The organism is Pseudomonas sp. NFACC41-3, from assembly GCF_900109505.1.
GTDB lineage: Bacteria > Pseudomonadota > Gammaproteobacteria > Pseudomonadales > Pseudomonadaceae > Aquipseudomonas > Aquipseudomonas chlororaphis.
Map to the genome: position 1 here is coordinate 937,356 of NZ_FOAE01000002.1, position 22,545 is coordinate 959,900.

The window sequence follows — 22,545 nt, forward strand, 5'->3', positions numbered from 1 at the left end:
TCGTCAGTCCCTGAGCCCGGCCTTGCCCAGCACGGCCTCGGGGTCTACCCCGTCGATCTGCTGCGGTTCCATGAAGCGGTCGGCGTACTGCTGGTAGATCCCGGTCTGGATGAACAGCTCGAACAGTTCCGGATCGATATGGGCAGTGCGGCACATGGTTGCCATGATGCCCAGCGCTTCGCTCAGAGTCTTGCCCTTCTTGTAGGGGCGATCCGCCGCCGTTAGCGCTTCGAAGATATCGGCGATTGCCATCATCCGCGCCGGTAGGCTCATCTGCTCCCGTTTCAGCTGCTTGGGATAACCGCTGCCATCCATTTTCTCGTGATGGCCGCCGGCGATCTCGGGAATGCTGCTCAAGTGGCTGGGGAAGGGCAGGTGGTTGAGCATCAGGATGGTCTGCACCATGTGATGGTTGATCACGTAGCGCTCTTCCCGGGTCAGCGTGCCTTTGCCGATTTTCAGGTTGTACAGCTCGCCACGGTTGTACTTGTAGGGCGGCACATCGAGCTTGAAGCCCCAGGGGTTGTCCGCCGGGATCAGCTCGGCGGGGTTGCGTTCGATCAGATGCTCGGGCTTGTCGGCCAGCAGCTGTTCGGTGACCGGCAGGGTCGGTGCCGGTGTGCATTGCTGGCGGTGGTTTTCTTCCCATGACACGCCCAGGCGGTCGTCCAGGGTGCGGCTCCAGGTGCGCCGGGCAATGCTTTCCAGTCGTTGCAGATCGGCCTCGGCCATGGCTTCGTTACCGAGGTTGCAGCGGGCGATAAAGGCAAAGTCGTCGTCCAGTTCTGCCAGGCCGGCATCGCGGATCGCCGCCAGCGAAGCGTCATCGCCACCCTGGGCGCGGGCCTGCCAATAGTCGATCCAGAGATCGCGCTTGAGCACCTCGACGCGGGTGCGGATTTCATGGATGCGGTCGTTCAGGGTTTCCAGCTTGGTGGCCTTGTCGACCACGTACTCGGGGGTGGTGATCTTGCCGCAATCGTGCAACCAGGCGGCGATATGCAAGGCCTCCCACTCATCTTCGCTGGGCTGGTAGGCGCTGAACGCCGGCTGCTGGCTGGCCGCGGCGGCCTGGGCCAGCATCAGCGTCAGCGCCGGCACTCGCTGGCAATGCCCGCCGGTGTAAGGGCTCTTGGCGTCGATCGCCCCGGCCAGCAGCTGGATGAAGGCGTCGAGCAATTGTCTTTGCCGGTTCTGCAGGCGCTGGCTGTCGATGCTGACCGCCGCGGCGCCGGAAACCGCCTGCAGGAACGCGACGCGGTCCGGGCCGAGTTTTTCCAGGTCGGCTTCCTGGCCGCTGTCGGCCAGCAGTAGCACAAGGATGCCGACGGTTTCGTTGTGGCGATTGTGCAGGCGGATACCGATCAGGTGCACGCTGGGGCAGTTCATCGCCAGCAGCACGCCTTGCAGGTCGGCCGCCTGCTCGAACCCCAGGGTCGTGACCAGGCTCTCGCCGTTCGCCAGTTGCCGCAGCCATGCGGGGCTTGCCTCGTGCTGGATGTCCTGGCTGCGTACATCGAACGCCTGCAAGTCCTGGACAACATCGGCGATGATCAGGCCGTGGGGCTTGAGGTTCATGCCATCGTTTTCGCGCAGGTAGATCAGCCCGGCCTGGGCCTGGCCGATCTTCATGGTTTCAACCAGCACCCGTTGCAGCAACGGGTCGAAGCGGGTTTCCGCGGAAAGGCTGGCGGTGATCTCGAAAAAGCTGGCCAGGGTTTCCTTCATGCGGGCCATCGACACGCTTAACTGGTCGATTTCCAGCACGGGCGAGCGGCGCGTCAGCGGGTAATCGAAATCGAAACTGCGGATGGCATCGGCTTCCTGCACCAGGGCGCGCAGCGGCCTGACCAGCACGCGCGAGGTCAACCAGCCGAGCGGCAGGCACAGCAGCAGAATGCCCAAGGTGATGAGCGCGCCTTGCCAGCGCATGCGATAGGCGTCCGCCAGCAGCTCGTCCTCGGGCACCAGCAGCGCCAGCTGTAACCCACCGGGTCCACCTTCCTGCAGGTGCCGGCTGGCAACTATCCATTGGCGATCCTTGAGTTGCAGGCGATTGCCCTGGGCCTTGCCTTGCAGCAACGCGTCGAGAGCCGGGTTCAGGTCATTGGCGCGGATCAGCCGGGCGCTCTGTTCTTCGACGATCAGGCGACGGCTGTCCGGGTAGGCCACGGCATGGCCATTGCCATCCACCAGGGCGATTTCGGTGCTGGGCGTGACCCGATGCTTGGCCAGGGTCGCCGAGAGTTGTTCCAGGGTCAGGTCGGCCCCGATCACCGCATGGTTGCCGCTGCGGCGGGCGAGGGTGGTGCCGACGTTGCGGGTCGAAAAAAAGACGTAGGGCTCGGTGGTGATCTGATCGGTGTCGTCCTTGGCGCCCGCAAACCAGTTGCGGGCGCTCGGGTCGTAGGATTCCTGGGGATTGTCGCGGCGGCTGACGGGGCCGAGGCTGGCGTCGTAGAACAGCGACTGCGAATGCAGTTGCCCGGTGTGGCGGTCACGTTCGATGCTCCAGACTTCGTAGGCCGCGGCTTCAGGGGCCTGGCGAGCTTGTTTCAAAGCCTGGGTGCGCAAGGGCCGGACCATGAAAAAATCCCCATCGGCATAACCCACATAGAGTGAGGCCAGGTCGGGGTTGTCCTTGAGCGATTGGCTGAAAGGCCCAAGCAGCGCCAGGCGTTGCTCAAGGTCGCCGGCCTGGATGGCCGGGTTGCCCACCAGCAGGCTGAGCAGATGGCGAATCGGTTCGTAGGTCGCTTTCAGGTCCAGTTGCACGTCCTGTTCGATGCGCTGGAACAGTTTTTCACTGCTGGAAAGGATGATGCGGGTGGTCTGCTGGTAATTAAAAACGCCCAGCACCACACCGGTCAGCAGAAGCAGGCAGGTGAACATCACGCTGATATGCACATGGAGAGGAAATCGGCGTTTATCGAACGACAGCGTGCTTGGCATTGCAGCTCTCTCCAGGGGGCGCGTGATGCGCAACTCAACGTTTGAGCATAGTTAAGGCAGGTGCATTGCGCTCAGGGGAAGCAGCTCCGGGGGGCGTTGCGAATTGCATTGCCATGAGGCGTTTGGGGCCGACTGACAGAATAGTGGCTTTTTGATATTTGTCTGGCAACTAGCCGCCCCACAAGTTGCTGCGCTGGTGATGGGGATCAGGTCGTGGCCGGGCTGTGCTGTTGATCGATTTGCCACAGCAGGGCCCGTTCGAGCTTGAGCATGGCCTGTTCCAGGGCGGTTCTGCGCTGCAGCAAGGTTTGTCTGTCCGCGTCTTGCAAAACAGCCTGCTCAAGGGCTTCGCACTGCGCTTCAAGGTCTTTTGCCTGCACCATCAGGGCCGAGCCCTTGATCTTGTGGGCGAGTTCCGCCAGTGCCTGGAGCGGGGGCTCGCAGGGCAGGGCCATCAGTTGCTGGCGGTCCCGGTAGCTGCAATGCAGTAGTTCGGTAAGGATGCGCAGGGCGAACTGCGGTTTGCCGCGGGACAGGGTGCGCAGCGCCTTCAGGCTGAACACGCCATTCCAGGGCCGCGGTTGCAGGCCCGCCAGTTTATGGCTGAGGGTCGCCAGGCCGACAGGTTTGAACAGGCAGTCGTCGATGCCGGCCTGTTCGCACTGCTGCCTTTCGCGCGGCCTGGGGCTGGCGGTCACCCCCAATACCCGGCAAGCCGCACGGGACTCCAGGCGTTCATGCTCGCGGATGGCGCGGACCAGGTCGTAGCCGTGCATGCCCGGCATGTTGCAATCGACGATGAGCAAGTCGAAGAACCCCTTGCACCAGAGCTCGAAGCCTTGCTCGACGTCTTCGGCGGTGCGGCAACGGTGCCCGAGAAAGTGCAGTTGTTCGCTCAGCAGCAGGCGGTCCGCAGCATGGTCATCGATCACCAGTACGTTCAAGGCCCGGGTGGCAGGGGCAATGAGTGGCTCGACGAGGGGCGCGGGTTTTCGCGCTGGCTGACAGGCCAGCGGCAACAGGACCCGGACTTCCGTGCCTATGCCCGGCTGGCTGGTCAGTTGCAGCGTGCCCTGCATGAGCTCGCAGAGGTGGCGGCAAATGGTCAGGCCCAGCCCGGCGCCGTCAGGTCTGGATGGGGTGCGAGCCTGGGCCTGGAAGAAGGGTTCGAACAGCCTGTGCTGATCCTGCTCGTCGATGCCGATGCCGCTGTCCGTCACTTGCAGCATCAGCCGCACCTGTTGCGGCTGCGTGGCCGCTTGCAGGTCGAGATGGATTTTGACCTGACCCTGTTCGGTGAACTTGATCGCGTTGTGCAGCAGGTTGCCCAGAACCTGCTTGAAACGCAGTGGGTCGAGCAGCACATCGACCGGCTCGACGCTGGAGTGGAAGGTCGGTAGCAGCTTGAGGTGTTTCTTCCAGGCCTGGCTGTCGAACTCCCTGACGATGGATTCGACAAGGGCGCGCGGCTCGAGCCATTCGGGCGCCAGGTCCAGGCACCCCGATTCGATGCGGGCGATATCGAGGGTGTCGTCGACCAGGTCCTGCATCGCCCGGGCCGCGCGATAAGCCATTTCAATGACCGGACGATCCTGGGACTGGCTGTCGGTGCGCTGCCGCAGCAGTTCCAGCGCACCGATCAGGGCATTCATGGAGCGGCGCAGTTCGTGGCAGGTACTGGCCAGGAAAGCGCTTTTCGCCAGGCTGGCCGCTTCGGCCTGTTGTAGGGCGGCCTTGAGGCCGTCGCTGAGCCGATGGCGTTCGCTGATATCGACCCAGCCGCCGATGATGCCCTGGACCTCGCCGTTCGCGTCCCGGTAGGGCAGGACCCAGTGCTGGACGGTCAGCTCCTCTCCGTTCAGGCGCAGTGGCCGGTCACGCAACAGCGGGCTGTCTTGCGCCATGACGCGCTGGTAGTCGGAGTGATAGGCGCGGGCCTGCTCGGGATCGTCCAAAAGTCCCTGCAACAGGCTTTTGCCGATGACCTCTTCGCGCCGGGCGGCGAAGCTTTCCAGGTAGCTGGCATTGCAGCTTTGCAGCAGGCCCTGGCGGTCGCGCACGTAAGTCGGATGAGGCACGCCGTCGATCCAGACCTGCATGAATGCAAGCTGATGCCTGAAGTCATGGGTGGCCTGTTGCTGCTGGGTCAGTCGCCGGTGCAGCCAGGCATTCCAACCCAGGGACGCCAGCAGCGGCACGCCGAGCCCCAGGCCTGTGAGCAGGAGCAACCCGCGATGGCCGTTATCGAGAGGCGGGGCGGCGGCCGATTCAAGACAAGGCGCGGTGTCAGGGCACTGAGGGAGGGATGTCTTTGCCAACTCTGGTTGCCCGGCCTCGACCAGGCCAAACAACAGAAACAGCGAAACTGCCGTGGCCGTCAGGGTTAAATAATAAAGAATGGGTTTGAACATCCTGTTTCTCACACCAGTTCGTGACGTTGTGCCAACTCGATAAGTTCCGCCATGGAAGTCGCGCGAAGTTTGTGCATGATTCTTTTTTTATAGGTACTGACGGTCTTGCCACTGAGAAATATGCTGTTGGCTATTTGCGTACTGGTGCTGCCCTTGGCAAAAAGTTGCAACACCATCAATTCCCGATCGCTGAGCAACATCAAGCGGCTCAGTTCGTTGTTTGTCGTTTCATCCTGACGCGGCGTTTGCAGGGCATGGCTCGGAAAGTAGTTGTAGCCGCACAACACCGCCTTCATGGCGCTGAGCACTTCGCTCAGGTCTTCCTGCTTGCACACATAGCCGCAGGCCCCGGCCTGCATGCAGCGCGCGGCGAACAGGGCCGGCGATTGTGCCGTCAGCACCAGCACCCGCAAGGACTTGTCCAGGGCGCCGAAACGCAGCAGCAGTTCCAGCCCGTCGAGCTTGGGGATGCTGATATCGAGCACGATCAGGTCCGGCATGCTGTCGCGAACCATTTGCAGGGCATCGACACCGTTATCGGTTTCGCCGACGACTTTATAACCCTCATGTTCCAGCAACATGCGGATGGCCAGTCGGATAACGGGATGGTCGTCGATGATGAAAACAGAACTCATGGTCAAACCCGTGGAAATAAATACAGGTCTGGACCTTAGCGCAGGCAGGACAGTGGATATATGCGGGTTAAGGCGGGGTTGGGGACAATAAGGCAGTTCTTACATGAAAGACGGTTTCGGATTACAGCGGTTTTTCAGTTGAAAGTAGGAATGAGTATCCAGCCATGTAAAAGGTAAGGAGATATTGGCGGTTTAGTGCACTTTTTCGCAGGGCAATAAAGGGCGCTGAGAAGAGAAGGGAGCCGGGCAAGGCTGCCCCCCGTTCATGGGGGGCAGCCGCTTACGGAGCGCTTGCCTCAGGGCGCTTTCTGATCGATGCCGGCCTGCAGCAGCTGGCTGTCGCTATGGCCGCCGACGCGCAGCGGCCCCAGGTTGAACGCCTGGTCATTGCGGGTGGCGTCGTCCTGCTTGCGGGTCAGCTCATCCTTGGCGCCGAGGACCAGGTTGACCGGCGACTTCGACAGGTTGAGCCCGACGTCGGCGCGGTAATCCGTGCCCGCCAGCGCGGTGCTCTTGACGGTCGAGCCGCCGAGGTCGACCTTGCCTTCGCTGGCGCCGATCCGCGCGCCGCTCAGCTGGGTTTCACCCGACACCTGCAGGTTGACCCCGCGGCGGCCGCTGATGCCAGAAGCCTCTGCCACGCTGTCCTTGCTCTGACGGCTGACATTCAGGTTCAGGGTCGGCGTGTAGGAGGTGTTGCCGCTCTTGTCGCCGAACAGCACGCCTTGCGCGGTGTTGGTCAGCTTGCTGCCAGCGCCGGTTTTCTCGCTGACGGCGTAGCTGTCGCTGGTTTTCGGCCAGACCCGTTCCTTGAGGCTGGAGAAGCGATCGCCCAAGGCTTCGGTTTTGTCGGCGAGGTAGCTCTTGGCTTTGTCCACGCCGCGACCGAAGGCGCCCTTGGGTTCCGGGTTGACGTCATAGCTGCCGCTGCGGGTGAATTTCTCGCCCAGGCGTTCCTTGGCGATTTCGGCCTTGTTCACCAGGTTGTCCTTGGCCGCAGTCAGGCGCTCGGTGCCTTTGTCGACGACGTTTTCCAGTTTCTCGCGGTGCTTGTCGAAACCGCCTTCGGCCTTGGCCTGCAGCTTGTCCTTGAGCGGGCCGGTCTGTTTGGTCAGCTTGTCGACCACGCCAGGCTGGTTCTTCTCCGCGTCCAGGCGGGCGTCGAGGTTGACCGTGGTGCTGCTGAGCTGGTCCTTGCGGCTCTCTACCTTGAGATCGCCACCGATCCGCCCATCGACCTGATTGGCGTCGATGCGCGCCCCTGCCAGATGGGTGTCGCCGTTGCTATTGAGCGTCACCTGGTCGGCCTTGATCAGGCTGTTGTGCTGGGTGCTGCTGTGCAGTTGCTCGACGTCGATCTTGGCCCGGGCATGGATACCGCGATCGGTTTTCGGCGAGTCGTGTTCTCCAGCGTCGGCGCGGGTGGTCTTGCCGCCATTGCCGCCGGCGCCCAGGGTCAGGCCCCAGTTGTTGTGGGCCTGGGTGGACTGCGTCGACTCCTGGTAGATCCCGCCCTGGTCGGCGCTGAGGGTGACACCCTTGGCCTCGACCTGAGTGCCCTGCAGATGTAGCGCGGTAGTGCTGTCGGAGCCGCTGGCGAGTGTTACCTGGCCATTGCTGTGCAGTTGCCCGCCGGTCTGGTTCTGGTCCTGTTCCGAGACCCGGCCGATGTTGAAGTTGGCGCTCAGGTTGGCGCTCTTGCCGCTGCTCTGCTCGCTGCTGGTCTTGCTGGCGCCGCCCGTCAGGCCGCCACCGAGGTTGCTGCCCTGGCTGCTGTGGGTGTCGACCGCGGCCTGCAGGTCGAGTTTGCCGCCGGCGTTCAGGTTGATGTCGCCGGTCTTGGCGGTCTTGCTGCCGATGGTGGTGCCCTGGAGGATCAGGTCGCCGCCGCTGGTCAACTCGACCGGGCCCTTGCCCTGGATAGCCGCGACCCGCGCCTGGCTGTCCTGCTGATCCAGGCGCTTGTGGTCCAGTTGTACGCCGGCGCCGAGGTTGAGGTTATTGCCGTTGGCGCCCGGTGCGCTGCCGACGGTGAGCGAGGCATCGCCGCGCAGGCTGGAGTCGCTGCTGCTCTGCCGGTCATTGGCCTGGTTCAGCGCCAGTTCGCCGCCGCTGTGCAGCTTGACGCCGGCGTCGCCGCCATCGAACCGGCTGCCTTCGTACTGGCCATCGCCGTTCAGCGCGATATCCACGCCCTGTTTGCCGACATAGCTGCCGACCACCGCCTTGCTGCTGTCGCTGCGCTTGTCGCTGCTGCCGCCAGCGCCGCTGCCACGCACGTTCACGTCCTCGCCGGTGGTGGTGTAGACCCGCACGCCGGCCTTGGCGTCCAGCGCCTGCTCGCTGCTGCTGTGGGTATCGCTGGCGGCCTTGGCCACCTGGCTGCCGGCGTCGATCTTCAGCGCGCCTTGAGTCGCCTCGTAGCGGCTGCCTTCATCCTGCAGCTGGCCGGCGACCTTGACCTCGACCTGGCCACCCGTGAACTGGCTGACCACCGCGGTGCTGCCTTGCTCGGTGCGCTGTTTGTTCTGGTGGCCGACTTCCACATCCAGGCCAACATTGGGTTGTTCCAGGGCATCGAGCAGGCCCGGTTGATGGAACTTGCGCTGGGCCACGCCTTCGATGGCTTTTTCCACCGGGCGGGTCAGGCCCTTGTGTTCGACGTTGGCGCCGATATCGGCGCTCCAGGTGTTTTCCTTGTGGCTGGTGGACTCGCTGTCGCGCGCCGCGCGGTTGTCGACCTGCTCGGCCTTCACCAGCAGCTTGTCGCCGGCCTTGACCTGGGCACCCTCGGTCACCAGGGTGTTGCCGGCCTTGATGGTCAGGTTGCCGCTGGCGGCGATGCCGGTGGTGTTGGCGGTGCTGCTGTCATGGGTGTCCTGGGTGCTGCTGTGGGCGAACTCCACACCGTTGCCCGCGCGGTCCAGGCCGCCGGTGTAGTAGAAACCGCCGCCGGTGGTGCGGGTGTCGGTGCTTTCGGTCTTGCTGTCGTGATCGGCCAGCAACTCGACCTGCTGGCCGCTGAGGCTGGCATCGCCTTGGGTGGCTTTCAGGTCGCCGCCCTTGATGCTCAGGTTGCCCTTGGCAGCGACTTCCAGGCTGCCGCCGCTGAGGCTCGAACCCTGTTGTTGGGTGTCGCTGGTCTTGACCGTTTTCTGCTGGTCTTCGTAACGCACGCCGGCACGGTATTGCCGGGTGCCCGGGGCATTCTCCTTGGCGTAGGCGTCGAAGCCACGGGTGTGGGTCGTTTTTTCGCTCTGCGTAGTGTCCTGCGCCGAGTCGATCTTGATGTCGCCGTCGGCCTTGGCTTCGAGCTTGCCGGTCGCGGTCACTTGCGCGCCGCTGATGGCGATGTCCTGGGTGCTTTTAAGCTCGAGGTTGCTGTCCGAGCGCAGGTCGCTGGTGACGGTGGTGCTGTCTTTGCGGTTCTGCCGGCTTTCGTCCTTGGTGATGCCGAAGAACTTGCTGTCCTTGCTGTAGCTGTTGTCGTGGGAGCGGTCCTGCACGCCGTCGATGATCAGCGAGCCGTTTTCGCTGATCACGCTGGCCTGCTTGCCGCCACGGGCCTGGCTGCCGCTGATGCGGACTTCGTCGGCCTTGACGATCAGGTCGCCCTTGGCGTTGACCTTGCTGCCCTTGTTCAGGGTCTTGCCCTTGTCGCCGTCGCCGTTCTTGCCGAAGAAACTACCGCCGACCAGGTCGCCGGAGTAGGACTTGTCGTTGTTGCTCTGGGTGCGGCTGGCGCTGGTGATGTCCACCTGGCGCCCGGTCAGCTGGATATTGTTGCTGGCCAGTTCGGCGCCCTGCAGTTGCAGCTGCTTGCGACTGGTCAGTTGTAACTGTTCTTTGGCCTCCAACTGGCTGGTGATACTGCGCTGTTCGCTGCTGGACTTGTCCCAGTCGGCTTTCCACAGGTGCTTGCGGTGCCGGCCCTGGTCGCGTTGTTCGTGGGTTTCGGTGGCGGCGGTCAGTCGCAGGTCAGCACCGCTGTCGACTGTCAGGTTGTTTTTGGCCTTGATCTGGCTGGCCTGGATTTCGGTGTTGGCGCGGGCCTTGAGCTCGGCATCGCGGCGGGCGGTCAGTTGGTTGCCGTGTTGACGGCTGTCGCTGTCGGTCAGGGTGCGGTCGTAGGTTTCCCAGGTGATGCCGATGGTGCTGTTGTGCCACTGCTCGCGCTTTTCCTGGAGCTTGCGGCTTTCGATGGCGCTCAGGGTGAGGTTGCGCCCGGCGTCGAGCTTGATGTCGCGAGCGCTGACATCGGTGGCGGCGAGGCTCAGGTCCTGGCCGCTGCGCAACTGCACGTCGCCCTGGCTGCTGTGCACGCCGGCACGGGTGGCGTCGAGGCTGTCGGGCCTGGCCTGGCCGCTGATGTGCAGGTCGCCGGCGGACGCGATATCCACCCCGTCGCGACCTTTGACCTGCACCGCGCCGACCCGCACGCCCGCGCCTTCGGCGGTGCTGACAATGTTGATGCGCCCGGCCTGCATGGCGCCGAACAGGCTGGCGTCGATGCGCTGCTCCTGGGTGTTAGCGGCCGGGTCGGTGCTCAGCACCTTGCCGCTGGCCGGGTCCACGCGGTTGCGCCCGACGGTGAGGTTGAGCTGGTCGCCGGCAGTAAGGTCGCCCTGGCTGTCGATGCGCGGGGCGATCAGGTTGATGCTGCCCTTGGCGTTGCTCAAGCCTCGGCCCTCGACCGTCAACTGACCCTTGGCGTCGCGGGTGCTCAGGGCTTGCAGCTTGCCGTCGTTGAGCTCGGGGCGGCCGACCAGCAGGCTGGCGTTCGGCGTATTGATGAAGCTGCCGCCGTTGACCGAGATGCCGTTGGGGTTGGCCAGCACATAGTCGGCGGCGCGGCCGAAGATCTCCTGGGCGCCGTTGAGCGCCGAGGCGTTGCGGCTGATCACCTCGTTGAGAATCACGCTGGCGTCCTGGCCGTGGAACTGCGGGTTGGCAGCCAGCTGCCCGGCCAGTTGCGAGGCGCCGGCTTGCAGGGCGTTGTTCAGCACCACGCCCTGGCGATCGACGTTGTAGTCGAGGAACTGGTTATGGGAGAGCCCGGCGCCGTTGGGCGCGACGATGTTGACGATAGGCACGCCGTTCTGGTTCTGCAGCTGCGGGATACCGCCCGGGCCCGGGGCCACGGTGATGCCGCCGGCCAGCGCCTGCGGCAGATGGGAGACCAGAAGCAGGCTGGCGATGGCCAGGCGCAGTTTGCCCCTGGGGGACAGGTGAAACACAGATGTGTTGTCGGGCATAAGAAGTTCTCTATGTGTGGGCCGAGTGGCAGTGCGCGTTGTTCGTTGCAACGCTGCTGTGGTGTTCAGGCTCGGCTGTTTTTTTCAGGCTGATGCACGGTTCGCGGAACCTCAGATCTGCACACTCAGGCGGGTCAGCCAGGTGGGCGATTCATGGTGAAAACGCTCGGGTGTTTCCAGGCTGTGCTGGTAGTCGACGTCGACTTGCAGGTTCTTCCAGCTCAGGTTCAGGCCGATGCTGGCGCTGCTCAGGCGCTCGCTGCTGGCGCCTTCTTGCGCCTTGATCCGGCCGTGGTCGAAGGCCAGGCGCGGGGTCAGCTTGACCGGCAGATCGTTCTGCAACGGCAGGCGCAGGGTGTTGCGCCAGATCCCGCCGATGGCGCCCGAGGCGCTGTTTTCGCGATAGCCGCGCACGGCGGAGTCGTCGGTGCCTAGCAGTTGTTCGATGGCCGGCAGCGGGTCGGGGCTGTACTGCAGCGACAGCTGGCTCTGCCACTGCCAGGGCTGGCTGCCGAGGCGGCCATTGCGCCATTGGCTGAGGCTGGCGCGGTACTTGCGGAACTGCGCCTGCGGCAGGTTTTTCTGCACCTGTTGCGAGTCGCGGTCGGCGCCGAACCAGGTCAGGCCCTGGGCATAATTGACGTCGAGGTTCCACACCGCGCTGTCGAGCCAGAACAGGTTGAGCCCGGCTTCGGCCACGGTCAGGGTCGGGCTCTGGATGCCCAGGCGGACCTTCTCCAGGTAGCTGTCGACATCCTTGTGGGCCAGTTGCAGGTTGGCGCTCAACTGGTGGCCCTGGTCGCGCCACAGCACGCGGTCGGCGCGCAGGCTGAGCAGGTCGGTGCGCCCGCTGTTGTAGAAGGTCACGCTGCTGAGCTTGAACGGCGCCCGGTACTCGGCATGGCTGGCGAACAGGCTGTAGGTCCAGTAGCCGTAGGGGATCGAGTAGAAAACGCTGGCGCTGCGGCTGTAGCGCGGGCCGTGATTGAGGGTGTCGCTGAAGTTCAGGTTGAGCGCGTCGTTGAGTTGCAGCGGGCTGTCGAGGCTCAGGTTGACGGAGTTGCGATCGCGCCCGGTACTGGCGCTGCCGAGGTTATCCACACCCAGCCCCAGGGCCCAGCGCGAAGCGCCGCTGCTGCGCGAGCGCAGGATGATCCGCGAGGCGCCGGGCTGGCTGCCGGGGGCGATATCGGCGGTCAGGTCCAGGGAGCGCAGGCGATTGAGCTGGTCCAGGCCCTGTTCCAGGTCGCGCAGGTTCAGCGGTTCGCCGAGCATGCCGGGAAAGGCCCCGGCCAGGGAAACCGGCAGGCTCTGGTCGGCCAGTTCGACGGCCTCGACATACCCTTCGTCGACCACGATATCCAGCGAATGGCCGGCGGCGGGGGCGCTGCTCAGGTAAGGGCGGCTGGCGATGTAGCCGGCCTCGACATAGATCCGGGTGATCTGCGCCAGCAGGCGGTTGATCCCGTTCACGCCCATGCAGGGCGCGATATAGGGTTCGAGCTGGCGGTTCAATTGGTCTTTCTTGAACAGCGTGACACCGGCGATCCGCGTGCCGCTCAGGGCCCAGCACTGTTCATCCTCGCCACCGTGGGCGGTTTCGGCGGGAGTTACCGCCGGCGTACCGAAGCTGCCGCGCTGCAACTGGCGCTGGCGCTGTTCCAGCTGCAGTTGTTGCAGGTCGCGCTGTTGCTGTTGCTGCAGGCGCAGGGCTTCCTGACCCGGTTGTGGCATATCGGCGGCGGCCACGGGCAGGGCCCCGGCCAGCAGCGAGAGCAGCAACCAGCCGCGCAGGCCAGGGTGACAGCTTGGGTGACTTGAGGACGTATAGGGCACTCGACATCCTTAATAGTGGAAAACGGATGAGGAAGTGCGGGAACAACTTATCGACACGGATTCATTCCGTGTACTCACTTCCATTTTGACGCTTGAGTCCTGAGCGCGCTCTTTGTTACAGCGGGGGGTGAAATTATTTTGCAAATGCCTGCTGAACTAACAGGTGAAGCCGAAGTTTTAATGTGGGTACTTAGTTCGCTTGCTATTTGTTTTTGCACCGATCATTCGGGCAGGGTCATGAAAGGGGAACGATCTGTGGCGGAGTGAAATTAATCCTGGTTAACCCATTAGGGTTCGAGACTAGCGGAAACGATAAAGTTGATTTGTACGGAATTTGTAATCGTGGGGCATCCGTAGGGGCCTTGTGCTGCAAGGGTTTCTGCCTGAAGGCTAGGCAGATGTATCGAAAGGTAAAGGTAGGATGTTTGGTTGTGTCGTTAACGATCTGTTTAATTCAGCCTAGTTGGCTTGCTTGTCGGGCTGTATGTATCGGTCAATATCGCTAGTTATAGAGCAAGTGCTCTAGGTGGGTGCGGGTGCGTGGAATATTGTCGATCTGGATGGCGTCTGGCGAACTTGCTGGAAGTGAACGGCACTCTCAATACAGTGTGAAGTGGCCGGGATTTCAAAGTTGAAGTAACGGCGGTGGCCGGTTACTGCCTGAGAAGAGACCCGGGGAATTTCTTAGTTGTCGACTCACGAGAAACCGCTCGAACGGCCACCTCGATAACGCGAGATAGCCGCTCGACGGCGGGTCATTGCGGGCTGGAACGCCCGGTCATTTCCCGGGCCATTTCGCTGGCGTAGCTGTCGGTCATGCCGGCGATGAAGTCGATCATGCGCAGGAAGGATGCATGCAGCGAGCCGTTCGGATCCGGCGCGTTGTTGCCCAGCAGGTCGAGAATCCGCCGGTTCTTGAACGACGGCGTGCGTCCGCCGTGCTGTTCCAGCGCGGCGCCGCAGAACGAATTGAGGAGGATTTCCAGGGTGGTGTAGGCACCGATCTCGTGCAGGGTCTTGCGCTTGTCCTGGAAAATCTTCTTGCGCGCGATGTCCTTGGCATTGAGCACGCAACGCTTGGCCGGGCCGTGCATGTGCTCCACCAGGTCGCCCGGCAGGGTGCCGCTGAGCAGGGCGTCCTGCTGTTCGACGAAGGCCCGGGCGGCGGCGTTGGTCAGGTGCTCGATGGCCTTGCCGCGCAGGATCGCCAGCTTGCGCCGGCGCGAGTCCCGCGGGCCGAGCTGGCGATAGGTTTCCGGCAGGTCGTCGCCCACCAGCCCGAGCAGCAGCGACTCGACTTCGGCATAGTCGAGCAGCTCCATCTCCAGCCCGTCCTCGAGGTCGATCAGGGCATAGCAGATGTCATCGGCGGCTTCCATCAGGTACACCAGCGGATGGCGGGCCCAGCGTTGTTCCTCGAGTTGCGGCAGGCCGAGCTTGGTGGCGATCTGTTCGAGCAACGGCAACTCGCTCTGGTAGCAGCCGAACTTGTGCTTCTTGTAGCCCAGGGAGTCGGCGTGGCGCGCGGTCCAGGGGTACTTCAGGTAGGTGCCGAGGGTGGCGTAGGTCAGCCGCGTGCCGCCGTCGAACTGGTGGTATTCCAGTTGGGTCAGCACCCGGAACCCCTGGGCATTGCCTTCGAAGTTGAGGAAGTCGTTGCGCTCGTTTTCGTGCATGGCGTCCAGCCAGCCGCGCCCGGCGGCCTGCTGGAACCAGTGGCGGATCGCGTCTTCGCCGGAGTGGCCGAACGGCGGGTTGCCAATGTCGTGGGCCAGGCAGGCCGATTGCACCACCATCCCCAGGTCGCTGGGTTCGCACCACTCGGGCAGGGCGTCGCGAATGGTCTCGCCGACCCGCATGCCCAGGGAGCGACCGACACAGCTGACTTCCAGGGAATGGGTCAGGCGCGTGTGGATGTGGTCGTTGCTGGACACCGGGTGCACCTGGGTCTTGCGGCCCAGACGGCGGAAGGCACCGGAGAAGATGATGCGGTCGTGGTCCTTGTGGAAGGGGCTGCGGCCCAGTTCTTCAGGGCTGTGCAGCGGCTTTCCGAGGCGTTCGCGGGTAAGCAGGGTATGCCAATCCAAGGCGGGGTCTCTCCGTCGAATGACTGATGGGCTAGCTTCCCGGTTCGCGCCAGCGCCTGCAAGGGGAACAGGTTGAATAACGGGGCCGACCACGCACGCCACTAAAGCCCCGCGGCATCGATATCGATCAACAGCAGGCGCTGGCCATTGTCGAAGAACTGCCCGGCGGTCAGGCAGTACTGGTTGCTCGTGGCGTCGCGGTAGGTGTTCGACAGGGTCAGCCGCCGCTCGTCCCAGCCTTCGGCCAGCAGGTGATAGAAGTACGGGCGCCACGACCAGTTGTGGCCGACGTAGCTGTGGTCGGCCTGCCAGCGGTCGTGGCGCCATTCCAGGTTCGGCGTCAGCTGGGTGCCGTGGCGATCGCATTGATAGAAGCGCAGCAACCAGGGAAAGGCATCCAGCTGGGGCAACCGTTCGATCGGAGCCCGGGCCTGGGCCCAGTCCTGCAGCAGGGCCATCAGCTCCGCGAGTTGTTGGCGCATCTGCATCAGGCGTCCGCGCTCGGCCAGTTTCTGTTGCACATAGCGCTGGCGCACCCGGGCAAAAGGCGCGACGAAAGCATCGCTGGCGAAGAACGCCTGCTCGGCCCGGGCAAACAGGAAGCCCTGGACATAGCGCGAGCCGCATTCCAGGGCGAAGTTGAGTTCGGTTTCGCTCTCGACCCCCTCGGCGATGATCCAGCAGCCGGTTTTCTCGGCCATCTGCGCCAGGGCCTTGACCACGTCGCTGCTGGGCCCGCCACGGGCCGCGGCCTGGAACAGGCGCATGTCGAGCTTGAGAATGTCCGGTTGCAGGGCCAGCACCCGGTCGAGCTGGGAGTAACCGGCGCCGAAGTCGTCGATGGCGATCCGCACGCCGGCTTCGCGGTAGCGCGCCACCACTTCGCTCAAGCGCTGGCTGTTACCGCTCAGTTCGGTGATTTCGAAGACCACGCGCCGCGGATCGACGCCCTGTTGCTGCAATTGCCTGAGGCTCGGCAAGGGCTGGCCGGCGCGCAGGCGGCTGATCCAGCGGGGCGAGATGTTGATGCTCAGGAACCAGTCGGCGGGCGCTTCATGCAGGCGGCTCAGGGCGTCGGCGCGAATCAGCCGGTCGAGCCGCCGCAGGGCGCTCGAGGAGGTCCGGGGATCGTTGAACAATGGGCCGACCGACAGCAGTTGGCCGTTCGGTTGGCGCAGGCGGCCCAGGGCTTCGACACCGGCAATACGGCCGGTGGCGGTGTCGATGAAGGGTTGAAAGCAGGCAAGCGGTTGCCCGTCGATCACGGGGCCTCCTTGGTTGATCTTGTTGATCCTGGCGCTGCGCCGACGCAACAGGCAGGCACGACCCGACCTCTCGTGGGAGAGGCCGGGTGCGCAGCTATTGCGGGAATGATTGCAAGAATGCAGCCAGATGGCGGCTCAGTGCTTGTTCGAAGAACCTTGCATGACCAGCTTGATCAGCGGCAACAGGCCGGCGCTGAGCCGCACCAGCCGGGCGAAGCTTCTGACGCTGCCGCTCTTGGCGCCTTTGCCGGTGAGAAACCCCAACAGGGTCACGGCAGCCACGCCCCACAACGGCGCGTGCTTGATGCCCAAGCCCTGTTGCCAGCTCTGGCCAAGGCCCCGGACCCGCTGCAAGGGTTGCAGCAACTGTTGGGATTCGTGGCGGATTTCCTGGCGGTGCATTTCCATGCGCAGGCGGATCAGCGCCTTGCGCATCTCGCGCCGGGAGTTGGTTTGCGGGATGTCAGGCAGGCTCATGGCAGCAGGCGCTCCCTGTCGTTGGCCAGCTCTTCAAGGGTGGCGTGGAAGGGCGAGGACTCGTCGAAAATCGCCGCCTTCAGGCGCAGGGCGCAGAACAGCGCCGCCAGCGTATAGAAGACGCACAGCCCGATGATGGCGGTCAGGCGATAGGTGTCCCAGAACAGGATCAGCACCAGCGCCGACAGGCCTATCAACAGCAACAGGGCGAACACCAGGGCCAGCCCGGCGAACAGCAGCAGGCTGACGGTTCTGGCTTTCTGTTCCTGCAACTCGATGCCGAACAGTTCGACGTGGCTGTGCAACAAACCCAGGAAAGCAGCGCCCAGGCGCCGCGTTGAAGAGCCTTGGCCCGCCGTGGAGCCGGATTCACCGATAGCCATATCAGCGCCGGGTCGCCAGCAGGCCGATCAGAAAGCCCACGCCCGCCGCGATGCCCACTGCTTGCCAGGGGTTGCTCTGCACATAGTCTTCGGTGGCGGTGACTGCCGCCTGGCCGCGTTCGCGCAGCGATTGTTCGGTCAGTTGCAGGGTCTCGCGGGCGCGCAGCAGGCTGTCGTGAATCTGCGTGCGTAATTGGTCTGCCTGGTCGCCAGCCAGGGTGGCGGTGTGTTCCAGCAGACGTTCCGTGTCACTGACCAGTGCCTGAAAGTCCGCCATCAGTGTTTCTTGAGCTGTCTTGGTGGTTTTGCTGGCCATGGTTATCTCCGTAGTGGCGTTCTGAAGGGTTCGAGTATGAGCCTTGCGCGAAGGTTCAGTGCAATTGTCTGGTACAGCTTTTGCTTTGTCCTGGTGCGTAAACACGGGTGGTTGCGCCGAAAGCGCGCAGGATGCGGTGCCTGGCAGCTAAAACCTTACCCTAAAAAATCAACACTTATGGAAACACCCCGAGCGATACATCCCTCTCGCAAAAGCATCGCGCCAAAATGGGTCGTAATACCTGGGTCGACAGGACCTTCGGTGCCAAGTTGGTGCAAAAAAGCGTTCGAGCGGCTCGTGGCTTTTTCCTGAATATCAGGTCTGCCCATTCCATGGAAAATCTGCAAAGCGCTGTGGACACTCTGGTCCATGGTTCCAATACCCTGTTCATCCTCATCGGTGCGGTCATGGTCCTGGCCATGCATGCCGGCTTCGCCTTTCTCGAGGTGGGCACGGTGCGCCAGAAAAACCAGGTCAACGCCTTGTCGAAGATCCTCAGCGACTTTGCGGTCTCGACCCTGGCCTATTTCTTTATAGGCTATTGGATCTCCTATGGCGTCAGCTTCCTGCAACCGGCGGCGGTGATCAGTGCCGATCACGGCTACGGGTTGGTGAAGTTCTTCTTCCTGCTGACGTTCGCCGCGGCCATCCCGGCGATCATTTCCGGCGGCATCGCCGAGCGTGCGCGGTTCGTCCCGCAGCTCTGCGCCACGGCGCTGATCGTGGCCTTTATCTATCCCTTCTTCGAAGGCCTGGTGTGGAACGGCAACTATGGCCTGCAAGCTTGGTTGCTGGCGAGCTTCGGCGCGGGCTTCCATGATTTCGCCGGCTCGGTGGTGGTGCATGCCATGGGCGGCTGGCTGGCGCTGGCCGCGGTGCTGTTGCTCGGGCCGCGCAACGGTCGTTATCGCGACGGCAAGCTGGTGGCGTTCGCGCCGTCGAGCATCCCGTTCCTGGCCTTGGGGTCGTGGATCCTGATTGTCGGCTGGTTCGGCTTCAACGTGATGAGCGCGCAGACCCTGCAGGCGGTCAGCGGGCTGGTGGCGGTGAATTCGCTGATGGCCATGGTCGGCGGCACGGTGGCGGCGCTGATCGTCGGGCGCAACGACCCGGGCTTCCTGCATAACGGCCCGCTGGCCGGGCTGGTGGCGATCTGCGCCGGCTCCGACCTGATGCATCCGGTGGGCGCGCTGATCACCGGGGCGATTGCCGGCGCGCTGTTCGTCTGGTGCTTTATCGCCACCCAGACCCGTTGGAAGATCGACGATGTGCTGGGTGTCTGGCCACTGCACGGGCTGTGCGGCGTGTGGGGCGGTATTGCCTGCGGGATCTTCGGCCAGAGCGCCTTGGGCGGCCTGGGCGGCGTCAGCCTGGTCAGCCAGGTGATCGGAACCGGCCTGGGCGTGCTGGTGGCGCTGGTCGGCGGCTTTATGGTGTACGGCGCGATCAAGGCGCTCTGCGGCCTGCGCCTGACCCAGGAGCAGGAGTATTACGGCGCCGACCTGTCGCTGCACAAGATCGGCGCGGTCAGCCAGGACTGAGCCCATGCGGCCCTGGCTGGAGTCTCCGGCCAGGGCCGCTTGCCGCTGATCATTGGCCGCCGAGCAGGCGCGCCTCCGACGCTTCGATGGCCGCCAGCGGGCCGGACATCAACACCGTATCGCCGGCTCGCAGCAGGGTGCCGGCGGCCAGCTCCAGGTCACGGCCATCGCGCTGCACGCCTTGCACATCCACGCCCAATTGCTCCAGCGCCAGCTCGCCGAGGGCCAGGTCGCAGGCGTGGGCCGCGCTGCCAAGATTGACCGCATGCATCAGCACCCGCGGCTGGCCGCGATTGTCCAGCAGGTCGGTCTGCGCGCCATGGTAGAAGCCATGCAGCAGGCGATAGCGGTTGTGGCGGACCTCATCGACCTTGATCTGTACCTGGTGTTCCGGCAGCCCGAGCATCACCAGCGCATGGGACGCCAGCATCAGGCTCGACTCCAGCAGCTCCGGCACCACTTCGCTGGCGCCGGCGGCTTTCAGTTCGGCCAGTTGGCTGTCGTCCCGGGTGCGCACCAGGATCGGCACGTCGCTGTTGATCCGGCGCGCGCTTTTCAGCACGTTGAGGGCGATGTCGGTCTTGTCCACGGCAATCACCAGCAGCCGCGCGCGTTCGAGGCCGACCGCCGCCAGCAGCTCGGCGCGGCGGGAGTCGCCGTAATGCACGCAGCTTTCGCCGGCCGCGGCTTCCTGGACCCGTACCGGGTCGTCGTCCAGGGCAATGAAACGCTGCTGTTCGCGGCGCAGGAAACGGCCGATCGACTGGCCGACGCGGCCATATCCACAGATCACCACATGGTCCTGCAATGCGGCGTTGAGGGCGCTGATTTCTTCCAGGTGGGCCTCCTGGTTCGGCTTGCGGTGCAGGCGCGCGGCAATGCCCGGGGCGGCGCGCAGCAGCAGGGGCGTCAGCAGCATCGAACAGAAGGTCGCGGCCAGCAGCAGGCCGCTCAGCTCGGCCGGCATCAACTGGCTCTGCTGCATCTGCGCCATCAGCGCAAAACAGAACTCGCCGCCCTGGGCCAGGGCCAGGCCACTGCGCCAGGCCGTCTCGCCGTCGCTGCCGCGCAGCTTGAGCAACAGTGCCACCACGGCACCTTTGATCAGCATCAGGGCCAGGGTCAGGCCGAGGACCAGCAGGGCATGGCTGGCGAACAATTGCAGGTCGATCAGCATGCCGATGCTGACGAAAAACAGCCCCAGCAGAATGTCGCGGAACGGCCGGATATCGGCCTCGATCTGGTGCCGGTAGCGGCTTTCCCCCAGCAGCATGCCGGCGAGGAACGCACCAAGGGCGGGGGACAGGCCGAGCAGGTGGGTCAGCCAGGCGGTCAGCAGGACGATGACCAGGGCCAACAACACGAACAGCTCGGCGGAGTGGGAGGCGGCCACCTCGTGGAACAGCCGTGGCAGCAGCCAGCGGCTGGCCAGCGCCAGGCCGATGAACAGCAGGGCGGTCTTGCCCAACGTCAGGGGCAGCGCCCAGTACCAGGCCTGTTCGGTGTTGCCGGCGAATACCGGCACCAGGGTCAGCAACAGCACGGCCACCACGTCCTGGAACAGCAACACGCCGATCGCATTCTGCCCGTGGCTGCTGAAGATTTCCCCGAGGCTGCCCAGCTCCTTGCTGACGATGGCGGTGGAGGACAGCGCCAGGCCCGCACCGAGCAGCAGCGCCGGGATCAGCGGTACGCCGGCGAGAATCAGCAGGCCGCCAAGGACGGCGCCGCTGCACAGCACTTGCAGGCTGCCCAGGCCGAATACCACCTGGCGCAGGGCCAGCATTTTCGAGACGGAAAACTCCAGTCCCAGGGAAAACAGCAGGAACACCACCCCCAACTCCGCCAGGTCAGGCAGGTTTTCGTTGTCGTTGACCCAGCCGAAGGCGGTCGGCCCCACCAGCAGGCCCACGCACAGGTAGCCCAGCACGGGCGGCAGGCGCAGGCGGCGGAACAGGGCAATCACCACCAGGGATGAAGCAAGGATGATCAACAGATTGGCGAACACAGACATCTCCGGGCGGCGGGTTGTAATGACAGAGCGTAGAGGCAAAAAAAGCCGCGAGGGTCGCTCAACCGCAAGTTGGCGGCGCTGACCTGCATCAGCTGTTTGGCAGAATGCTCGACGATGGCCATTGTTGGCCGCAGGGTATTGCGTTCATCGGTCGACGGCTTTTTCCCGCGGGCCTAGAATAAGCGCCTGTCTCTTTTCGGTCTGTCTGTCATGCCTCCTGAATGTCAGCTGTTCGGCACCCTGGGCTGCCACCTGTGCGAACTCGCCGAGGCGGAGTTGATGCCGCTGGTGGAGCACGGGCTGATGGTCGAGCTGGTGGATATCGCGGAAAACGAAACCCTGTTCGAGGCGTATGGCCTGCGTATCCCGGTCCTGCGCCGGGTGGACAACGGCGCCGAGCTGGGCTGGCCGTTCGATGCCGAGCAGGTGGTGGCCTTCCTGCGCTGAGCCGGCTGTCGCTGGCACGACCCTTTCCGTTTGTCGCCTGCGCTGCAATCCCTTGGCGGGATCCCGATTATTCGGTTACTGTATATGCGTACAGTTATCGGGATGGTTCGTCATGTCTCTCACAATCCTCGCCCGCGCCGAGCGTTTGCAACACCTGTCGCCCGAGCATGCAGGGCACGACGGGTTTGCCGCCGGGCTCACGTTCGAAGGCGGTTTTTCCCTGGATCGCACTGTGGGGCTCGGAGCGCCGCAGATCCGTGCGGTGCTGGTGGATGACGACAGTCTGCTGGGCTTCGGGATCTATCCCGGCGACCGGCTGATCGTCGATCGTTCGGCGGCCCCGGCGGTGGATCAGTACGTGGTGGCCCATCTCGATGGCGAAGACGCCTATGGCGTGCGCCTGCTGGCGCCCGATCCCAAGGGTGGGCTGCTGCTCAAGGCGGCGCGACCTTCGGTTGCACCGATCCCCCTGGACGATCGGGACTCGGCGCAAATCTGGGGCGTGGTGTTGTGGGTGGTCAGTTATGTCGGCCGTGGCTGATATCGAGGCGCAGGGCGTGTGCTCAGTGGATGAATGAGAGGGTAGAAGGACTGATGATGGTCAATGTCGAACAATTGAAGAGCAGTGTGAACCGCATGTCTGCCGATGTGGTGCGCGAAGCGGTACTCGAGCTGCGCCTGGACGGCCTGGTCACGGAAGGCAAGACACCGTTCAACAAGCTGCATTTCAATACCTGCTTTGCCGAAATCGAAGCCCTGTTCCAGCGTGCGGGTTATCACCGGCAACTGGACGTGGTGGGGTATCAGGGGTTGTTGTATGCGCTGTATGACCCGGCCCGCTGGGAGGCGGTCGATGTGCTGCGCTGGCTGAAGGAGTTCACCGATGCCGCCGCGCAAGCCGGCGTGGCCCGGGCTTAGTCGCAGGT

15 protein-coding genes are annotated in these 22,545 nt (G+C 63.9%); 4 read left to right on the forward strand and 11 right to left on the reverse strand.

Translation table 11 applies throughout. The annotated features are described in order from the left end of the window. Positions 1-3 precede the first annotated feature (3 nt). From BMY68_RS13810 to BMY68_RS13855, 10 genes are all read right to left on the reverse strand, one after another. Positions 4-2,952 carry an HD domain-containing phosphohydrolase gene (locus BMY68_RS13810; protein WP_085531686.1) on the reverse strand — a complete coding sequence of 983 codons (2,949 nt, stop codon included), beginning with the start codon at positions 2,950-2,952 and terminating at the stop codon, positions 4-6. A gap of 206 nt (positions 2,953-3,158) precedes the next feature. After that, positions 3,159-5,180, reverse strand: a complete 2,022-nt coding sequence (locus tag BMY68_RS13815) for an ATP-binding protein (RefSeq protein ID WP_239694094.1) — start codon at positions 5,178-5,180, stop codon at positions 3,159-3,161. Between the two features lie 191 nt (positions 5,181-5,371). Then, positions 5,372-5,998: a response regulator transcription factor gene (locus BMY68_RS13820; protein WP_009044936.1), complete on the reverse strand. Its 627-nt coding sequence runs from the start codon at positions 5,996-5,998 to the stop codon at positions 5,372-5,374. Between the two features lie 296 nt (positions 5,999-6,294). After that, on the reverse strand, positions 6,295-11,253 hold the full coding sequence (locus BMY68_RS13825) for a hemagglutinin repeat-containing protein (protein WP_085531682.1): 4,959 nt from the start codon (positions 11,251-11,253) through the stop codon (positions 6,295-6,297). A gap of 111 nt (positions 11,254-11,364) precedes the next feature. Then, positions 11,365-12,987: a ShlB/FhaC/HecB family hemolysin secretion/activation protein gene (locus tag BMY68_RS13830; RefSeq protein WP_239694095.1), complete on the reverse strand. Its 1,623-nt coding sequence runs from the start codon at positions 12,985-12,987 to the stop codon at positions 11,365-11,367. 857 nt (positions 12,988-13,844) lie between these two features. Beyond that, on the reverse strand, positions 13,845-15,176 hold the full coding sequence (locus BMY68_RS13835) for a deoxyguanosinetriphosphate triphosphohydrolase (RefSeq protein ID WP_007923253.1): 1,332 nt from the start codon (positions 15,174-15,176) through the stop codon (positions 13,845-13,847). Between the two features lie 101 nt (positions 15,177-15,277). Continuing rightward, positions 15,278-16,441 carry an EAL domain-containing protein gene (locus tag BMY68_RS13840; protein ID WP_062825096.1) on the reverse strand — a complete coding sequence of 388 codons (1,164 nt, stop codon included), beginning with the start codon at positions 16,439-16,441 and terminating at the stop codon, positions 15,278-15,280. A 135-nt stretch (positions 16,442-16,576) separates the two neighbouring features. Further along, positions 16,577-16,918: a hypothetical protein gene (locus BMY68_RS13845; RefSeq protein ID WP_007923255.1), complete on the reverse strand. Its 342-nt coding sequence runs from the start codon at positions 16,916-16,918 to the stop codon at positions 16,577-16,579. Further along, complete coding sequence (locus BMY68_RS13850; protein ID WP_009044932.1) at positions 16,915-17,301, reverse strand: phage holin family protein; 387 nt, start codon at positions 17,299-17,301, stop codon at positions 16,915-16,917. The genes BMY68_RS13845 and BMY68_RS13850 overlap by 4 nt, the downstream gene beginning before the upstream one ends. 1 nt (position 17,302) lies before the next feature. Beyond that, on the reverse strand, positions 17,303-17,617 hold the full coding sequence (locus BMY68_RS13855) for an ElaB/YgaM/YqjD family protein (RefSeq protein WP_007923257.1): 315 nt from the start codon (positions 17,615-17,617) through the stop codon (positions 17,303-17,305). A gap of 332 nt (positions 17,618-17,949) precedes the next feature. On the opposite strand from BMY68_RS13855, the gene BMY68_RS13860 reads away from it, so the two are divergent. After that, positions 17,950-19,158, forward strand: a complete 1,209-nt coding sequence (locus BMY68_RS13860) for an ammonium transporter (RefSeq protein WP_085531678.1) — start codon at positions 17,950-17,952, stop codon at positions 19,156-19,158. A gap of 49 nt (positions 19,159-19,207) precedes the next feature. On the opposite strand, the gene BMY68_RS13865 is transcribed toward BMY68_RS13860, so the two are convergent. Further along, on the reverse strand, positions 19,208-21,166 hold the full coding sequence (locus BMY68_RS13865) for a cation:proton antiporter (RefSeq protein ID WP_085531676.1): 1,959 nt from the start codon (positions 21,164-21,166) through the stop codon (positions 19,208-19,210). A 216-nt stretch (positions 21,167-21,382) separates the two neighbouring features. On the opposite strand from BMY68_RS13865, the gene BMY68_RS13870 reads away from it, so the two are divergent. From BMY68_RS13870 to BMY68_RS13880, 3 genes are all read left to right on the forward strand, one after another. Next, on the forward strand, positions 21,383-21,619 hold the full coding sequence (locus BMY68_RS13870; RefSeq protein WP_009044929.1) for a glutaredoxin family protein: 237 nt from the start codon (positions 21,383-21,385) through the stop codon (positions 21,617-21,619). Between the two features lie 112 nt (positions 21,620-21,731). Then, positions 21,732-22,160 (forward strand): S24 family peptidase, encoded by a 429-nt coding sequence (locus BMY68_RS13875; RefSeq protein ID WP_009044928.1) that lies wholly within the window; start codon positions 21,732-21,734, stop codon positions 22,158-22,160. Between the two features lie 56 nt (positions 22,161-22,216). Next, the gene (locus BMY68_RS13880; protein ID WP_007923266.1) at positions 22,217-22,537 is read left to right on the forward strand and encodes a hypothetical protein; all 321 of its coding nucleotides are present in this window, start codon (positions 22,217-22,219) and stop codon (positions 22,535-22,537) included. The last annotated feature ends 8 nt before the right edge of the window (positions 22,538-22,545 follow it).